This window comes from Pseudomonas sp. MD195_PC81_125, from assembly GCF_014060985.1.
GTDB lineage: Bacteria > Pseudomonadota > Gammaproteobacteria > Pseudomonadales > Pseudomonadaceae > Aquipseudomonas > Aquipseudomonas parakoreensis.
In genome coordinates, this window is record NZ_JABULD010000940.1 from 1 (window position 1) to 699 (window position 699).

1 protein-coding gene and 1 pseudogene are annotated in these 699 nt (G+C 51.2%); one reads left to right on the top strand and one right to left on the bottom strand.

The window, feature by feature from the left end; translation table 11 throughout:
* On the bottom strand, positions 1 to 123 hold a 123-nt coding region (locus HT737_RS32255), incomplete at its 3' end, for a hypothetical protein (protein ID WP_306287331.1).
* A 457-nt stretch (positions 124 to 580) separates the two neighbouring features.
* On the opposite strand from HT737_RS32255, the pseudogene HT737_RS32960 reads away from it, so the two are divergent.
* Positions 581 to 699, top strand: a pseudogene (locus tag HT737_RS32960) (transcriptional regulator); the annotation flags it as partial.

The window sequence follows — 699 nt, forward strand, 5'->3', positions numbered from 1 at the left end:
GCTGCGACCGCCAAGAATGTAGTCAGAAAGGTTGTTGGTGGAGCGATAGGCCATGAGGCCGATCAGTACCATTGCTGCGATGTAGATCACGAACGTGATCAGTGTTGGATTGCTTACGCTCATTAAGTACGCCCTGGCTTTGTTTTTATGTAGCAGCAGTGATCAATCGTACGCAAACGACGACGTTTGGCAGACGAATCGGGATCCCGCGCATTTAGGACTGATGTTTCCCCAGGAAAGCCACCAGCCGATACACCGGATACTTCCGGTTGCACCTTGGGCGCGAATGCTATGCAACAAAGTAAAAAAGGTGCAACCAGTTTCTGGCGATTAAGTTGCACCTAGTCGGATATACCGATAAATACGCCGTTTTTGCTCCTTTTTTAGCGCAGTCACGGCGCTCCGCTAGAAGTAAAAGCACCAAGCAGGAGCGGCACTTCAGTACCAGAAAATAATTCCTGACGAAGCGTTAATTTTTCCGACAAAAAAAGGGTTGCACCCGGTTGCACCTCTTTCGGCGCACGGCTAATCTTGCCGCCAGCTGATGCCACGCAACTGTGGCAACCATGAGGATAAAAATATGGCTACCACCACCCTTGGGGTCAAACTCGATGACCCGACCCGCGAGCGCCTGAAGGCTGCCGCGACCTCGATTGATCGCACACCGCACTGGCTGATCAAGCAGGCAATTTTCAATTA